Annotated in this window: 6 protein-coding genes; 4 read left to right on the top strand and 2 right to left on the bottom strand. The window is 60.3% G+C overall.

Annotated elements, in window-relative coordinates; translation table 11 throughout:
- Positions 1 to 166 precede the first annotated feature (166 nt).
- Genes AC1DUU_RS22450 through traG form a run of 3 tightly spaced genes read left to right on the top strand, consistent with a single transcriptional unit; the run spans position 167 to position 2580 of the window.
- The gene (locus AC1DUU_RS22450) at positions 167 to 451 is read left to right on the top strand and encodes a TraC family protein (RefSeq protein ID WP_476785597.1); all 285 of its coding nucleotides are present in this window, start codon (positions 167 to 169) and stop codon (positions 449 to 451) included.
- A gap of 4 nt (positions 452 to 455) precedes the next feature.
- On the top strand, positions 456 to 671 hold the full coding sequence (gene traD / locus AC1DUU_RS22445) for a type IV conjugative transfer system coupling protein TraD (protein ID WP_476785598.1): 216 nt from the start codon (positions 456 to 458) through the stop codon (positions 669 to 671).
- Entirely contained in the window at positions 658 to 2580 is a 1923-nt protein-coding gene (gene traG / locus AC1DUU_RS22440) for a Ti-type conjugative transfer system protein TraG (RefSeq protein ID WP_476785596.1), read from the top strand. Before traD ends, traG begins: the two co-directional genes overlap by 14 nt.
- Positions 2581 to 2832: 252 nt before the next feature.
- Here traG and AC1DUU_RS22435 read toward each other — a convergent pair whose 3' ends face one another.
- On the bottom strand, positions 2833 to 3249 hold the full coding sequence (locus AC1DUU_RS22435) for an FCD domain-containing protein (protein WP_476785595.1): 417 nt from the start codon (positions 3247 to 3249) through the stop codon (positions 2833 to 2835).
- Between the two features lie 208 nt (positions 3250 to 3457).
- Here AC1DUU_RS22435 and AC1DUU_RS22430 point away from each other — a divergent pair, with 208 nt between their 5' ends.
- Positions 3458 to 3709, top strand: coding sequence for a potassium channel family protein (locus AC1DUU_RS22430; protein WP_476785594.1), 252 nt, complete (start codon positions 3458 to 3460; stop codon positions 3707 to 3709).
- Positions 3710 to 3918: 209 nt separating this feature from the next.
- Here the strand turns inward: AC1DUU_RS22430 and AC1DUU_RS22425 are convergent, their stop codons facing one another.
- Positions 3919 to 5001, bottom strand: coding sequence for a lipase family protein (locus AC1DUU_RS22425; protein ID WP_476785593.1), 1083 nt, complete (start codon positions 4999 to 5001; stop codon positions 3919 to 3921).
- Between the last annotated feature and the right edge of the window lie 120 nt (positions 5002 to 5121).

The raw sequence follows: 5121 nt of genomic DNA, 5'->3' as shown, positions 1-5121 counted from the left end.
CAGCGACGTATAATTGCGCCCTTGGACCGCTCCTTCGGAACGGCGGGATCATCGTTGAGAGCGTCGGCTCCGCCGACTGGAGAATAAACGGGGATGCGCTTCGCACCCTCCCCGTCGATCTTTGCCTGGCGTTTGGCTCAATCCAGACAAGGAAGGCCGGTCCAAAATGAAAAAACCCTCATCGAAGATCAGGCAAGAAATCGCCCGACTGCAGGAGCAATTAAGGCAAGCGGAAACGCGCAAGGCCGAGTGCATCAGGCGGATGGCACTCCGGGCCGGACTGGGTGAGATGGAGAGCGACGAAGCCGAGTTGCTGGCGGCCTTCGAGGAACTCGCGGTGCGGTTTCTCCAAAAGTCGTCCAGAAAGAAGGATGGAACCGGTAGGACAAAAGGTACGTTGGCCGCGTCGGTCGCGGCTGGCCAGGCTGCGGGCGGCGCCGGTGAGGCGTGAGCGTGTGTCGCGGTTTGCCACATCGGAAGTCCGCAAGAAGGACACACGCGAGAAGATGGGGTTGGGTGGCCTGATCGTGAAGGCCGGGCTCCACTACGAGAAGCGGGCGCTATTGCTCGGCCTACTGCTCGATGCGAGCCGACGGCTGCGAGTAGACGAAACCGAGCGATCCAGGCTCGCGAAGATTGGAGTGGAGGCACTCAGTCATGACAGTGAGTAGGCTCCTGGTCGCAATCGCGCCGTCAGCACTGATGATCGGAACGCTGTTGGGCGTCACCGACGCCGAGCACTTGCTGGTAGCGCTCGGAACGAACGACAGCGCTCGCCTGATGCTAAGTCGTGCCGCGCTCGCCTTACCCTATTTCTTGTCGGGAACGGTTGGCATCATCTTCCTCTTTGCGGCAGCAGGTGCAGCAAGCGTCAAAGCGGCTGGCTGGGGCGTTGCGACTGGAAGTGCTGCGGTTGTTCTCATCGCCGTGGTTCGCGAGACAACGAGGCTTTCCGCACTCAGTGATCGCGTGCCAGCCGAACAGACGGTGCTGTACTACACTTATCCCTCGACCATGCTCGGAGCTGGTGTTGCAATGTTCGCAGGCATTTTTGCACTGCGCGTCGCAATGATTGGGAACGCCGCCTTCGCCAGAGCTGCTCCGCGCCGCATTCGTGGCAAACGTGCTATTTACGGCGAAGCCGACTGGATGGGCATGCGCGAGGCGCGAGTGCTCTTTCCGGTCACGGGTGGAATCGTCGTCGGAGAGCGCTACCGCGTCGACCTCGACAGCGTCTCGACAATGGTATTCCGGGCGGACAGAAAGGAGACTTGGGGTTCTGGCGGTCGCTCGCCGCTACTTTGCTTCGATGGCTCTTTCGGTTCGTCACATGGAATCGTTTTTGCCGGTTCAGGCGGCTTCAAAACGACGTCGGTGACGATCCCGAGCGCACTCAAATGGGGTGGTGGGCTGGTGGTGCTTGATCCGTCCTCCGAGGTAGCGCAGATGGTGATCGCGCATCGCCGCGAAGCTGGCCGTAAGGTAATCGCTCTCGAGGCCACTGACCCCACGACCGGATTCAACGCGCTCGATTGGATCGGTCGTTTCGGCGGCACGAAGGAAGAAGATATCGCCGCAGTCGCGACCTGGGTCATGACCGACAATGCACGGCAGACCTCCGCACGAGACGACTTCTTCCGCGCCTCCGCACTTCAGCTCCTCACCGTGCTGATTGCTGACGTTTGTTTGTCGGGGCATACGGAGGCAAAGGCGCAGACTCTCAGACAGGTACGCACTAACCTTTCCGAGCCTGAGCCGAAACTGCGTGAGCGCCTCAAGCAAATCCATGAGCAGTCGGCATCGGAGTTCGTGAAGGAGAATGTGGCGGTGTTCGTGAACATGACGCCCGAGACCTTTTCCGGCGTCTATGCCAACGCCGTCAAGGAAACGCACTGGCTCTCCTATCCCAACTACGCGGCGCTGGTATCAGGCGAAGCATTTTCAACCGACGACCTGGCCGAAGGCGATATCGACATTTTCATCGCGCTCGACCTCAAGGTTCTGGACGCGCATCCGGGTCTCGCCCGGGTCATCATCGGCGCTCTTATGAACGCGATCTATAACTGCAAAGGCGAAGTCACCGGAAGGACCCTGTTCCTGCTCGATGAGGTGGCGCGTCTCGGCTATCTCAGGATTCTCGAAACCGCACGCGATTCAGGGCGTAAATACGGCCTAATGCTCATCATGATCTTCCAGTCTATCGGGCAGATGCGCGAGGCCTATGGCGGCCAGAACGCCACAAGCAAGTGGTTCGAGAGCGCCTCATGGATTAGCTTCGCCGCGATTAACGATCCTGACACCGCTGAATATATCTCTAGGCGCTGTGGCGACACGACKGTCGAAGTCGACCAGATGAGCCGGACGAGCCGGATGTCCGGCTCGTCGCGCTCGCGATCAAAGCAACTGAACCGGCGCCCCCTGATCCTGCCCGGCGAGGTCCTGCGCATGCGCTCGGACGAGCAGATCGTCTTTACTGCAGGCAACCCGCCGCTCCGTTGCGGGCGCGCGGTCTGGTTCCGACGGGATGACATGAAGGCGGGTCTCGGCAAGAACAGGTTCCACCGGAAAGGCGAGGCTTGAGGACCGGAACAGAGAGCATAAAGAGCTCACCTTGCGCCGAGCTGCATAACCAGCATCATGGCCGCCAATTTGCAGAGCTTGATTCACACAACCGGCCAGTGTCCGATGTGCCCCCCTACCAGGCGCCTTCGGAACGATCCCACCTCTGACGCGCCCCTGTCGAGGACCAGAGACGCACGCCACTGCAACTGACATCGCTGCAAGCAAAGCTATCGCATTTCCTGCGGCCATCAGACGGCAAAAAAACCGGAGCTAGGCCTTTGCAGACAGGGTCGGGCTGTCATCCCCGCTGAGGATAGCCCGAAGGTCAATGGCCTGGTCATGCGGAGCAAAAAGCAAGCTGGATTCTGTCGTACGGTACAGGTTCTCGACATGGGCGACAGCTTGCTCGACTTTACCGGCATAAATCAGCTCGATCAGCTGCCTATGATATTCATGTGGGGGCCAAAGCACCAGATTCTGCTGATAAAGCGTGATCGCCATCGTGCCGCGCATCATCAGGCGCTCTTGAGCCGCTGCCAGCGTCTTGTTGCCGTACAGCAAGACCAATAGAACATAAAACTCGACGATAAGACGCCGCATGGAGTGGTAATCATTCGCGGCCGCCGCTTGCTGCTGGAACTGGTAGTGCGCGTCGAGGCGCGCCCGGTCTTCTGCGCCGAGGCGCATAGGGTTCTTAGGGCCCAGACTTCGGTAACGAGGCCGTCCCAGTCAAGCGGTTTTGCTCATGGGAGGTCGGCCGCAAAGGTGCGGTTATGAACCTTGCTCTTTCTGATCCGTCCTGTAGTTACTGCCGCCCTCGTCWGAGATCACCYCGGGTGCATGCTTCGGTCCGTGGTCAGCGCGGGGCTGCCAAGTCTCTGGCGTTCTGCTGGTCATGATCGGATCTGGTCTTGTCATCGGACGCATTGAGGACTGGCGGGTCGATGAAGCGCTTTATTTCACCTTTGTGACCGGCCTCACGATCGGCTACGGAGATTTCGCGCCGCAGTATTTCGCGACACGGTTGCTCGCTGTGGTGATCGGATTTTCCGGCGTCGTGCTGACCGGGCTTGTCGCCGCTGTCAGTGTACAGGCGCTGGGCGCGACAGAGAGCGAGTATCCCGAGGAGACGCATCCGAGGACATAAGTACGCAAAGCTGGTTGTTCTTCCATGTTGTGGACACGGTCGCAGTTGTGCACGCCATGATCCTGCGGATGCAGGCAGTACTGTTGCCTGTCCAAACCCTGGTAGGTGGCCATTTAAACCGATGGCAATCAGTCTTCGCGTTTTGAGAGCCGACGGGTGGTCGTGGAGCGTACTATGAGGATCCTTGTGACATTTCTTGCCTCCGCGCCTCACGAGGGCGACGCCAACAGATCCTCTTCCACAAAACGCAGAAGCGCTTCCATAAGCGCCTCTCGCGGGTAGGCGTTCCTCGTCACGAATATCGAGCCGATAATGGGGTGTGTCCTGGCGATGGGCACCGCCAGCGCCCAGTGATCGGCGTTGATGTAGCCCAAGAGGGCGCTTCCGGGGATGACTTGATCATAGAAGATCACCTGGCTGTCATTGCGCGGATCAATTCGGGCAAGCTTGCTGTAGCTGTTGGTCAGGATCGAGGAGATGTAGCCTGGCCGAGGGAAGGTGACGACGGAGTAGTAGGGCACCTCGCGAGGCAACGGATGCGTGGCGAGCCACGCCCGGCGCGTTGCTGGCCGCAGGCTGTCCACACCGCCCGCATCGCCTGGACCGCAGGTCGCGCCTGGAAACAGCTGCAGCAATTCGGCCTGGTATTGCTTTGCATCATTTGCAAGCGCCGACCCTCCGACAGCACCACCGGCACTGATCACCGCCGCGACCCGGCTGCGGATCTCTGGATAGGCGACCATCGCCTCGAGGATGTCCGGAGCGCCCTTCGAATAGCCGATCAGCACCAGACGCGGCGACTCCGCTCCAGCTGACATGGCCATGATCGCGTCGCGTATCTGGCGGGCGTTGTGCGCGGAACTCGACAGGGCATCGACCTTTAGCACCTCCATGTCATATCCGAATTGTTGCAGGTGCTTTGCGACAGTGTTGGGCGGCTGCAGCCAGTTCGCAAAGCATTCGTATCCGATTCCGGGCACCACTGCGGCGATCAAATGTCGTTTCGAAGAACCGAGGCGGACGGGGCTTTCGCGCCCGGCAGGCTCGTTGCCGATGCGTGTCAGGGCGTCCTCGCAGGGTCGGTAATCGGGAATATCGCGTTCTCGGGCCTGCAGCACAGCGCAGTAGATCTCGCGAAAGCGCTTCCGCTTATCCTGGATCCCCGCCTGGGATGCCGGAACGAGAGCCAGAGGCGGCGTGTCGAGCGAATAGGGAACCAGCGGCTTCGTCGCGCATGCCCCCAGTGCAAAGACCGCAATGGCCACAACCAGGAGGGCGCGGAGGCGATTCATCGGCGGCTCTCTTTGCGTGCGGGGGTGGCATCGGGCACGTCGAGATACGGCGCCCAATCGAGAAACTCCACGTCCGACAGGCTGAGCGGTCGGGCGGCAAAAAACAGGATGGCTCGCAAG

Source organism: Aminobacter sp. P4_H6_2 (assembly GCF_056400805.1).
This window is presented reverse-complemented; position numbering and strand designations above follow the sequence as displayed.

Bases quoted from the DNA above. Each gene is read 5' to 3' on its own strand.
- AC1DUU_RS22450 (WP_476785597.1), top strand. From the start codon at position 167: ATGAAAAAACCCTCATCGAAGATCAGGCAAGAAATCGCCCGACTGCAG.
- AC1DUU_RS22435 (WP_476785595.1), bottom strand. From the start codon at position 3,249: ATGCGCCTCGGCGCAGAAGACCGGGCGCGCCTCGACGCGCACTACCAG.
- AC1DUU_RS22430 (WP_476785594.1), top strand. From the start codon at position 3,458: ATGATCGGATCTGGTCTTGTCATCGGACGCATTGAGGACTGGCGGGTC.
- AC1DUU_RS22425 (WP_476785593.1), bottom strand. From the start codon at position 5,001: ATGAATCGCCTCCGCGCCCTCCTGGTTGTGGCCATTGCGGTCTTTGCA.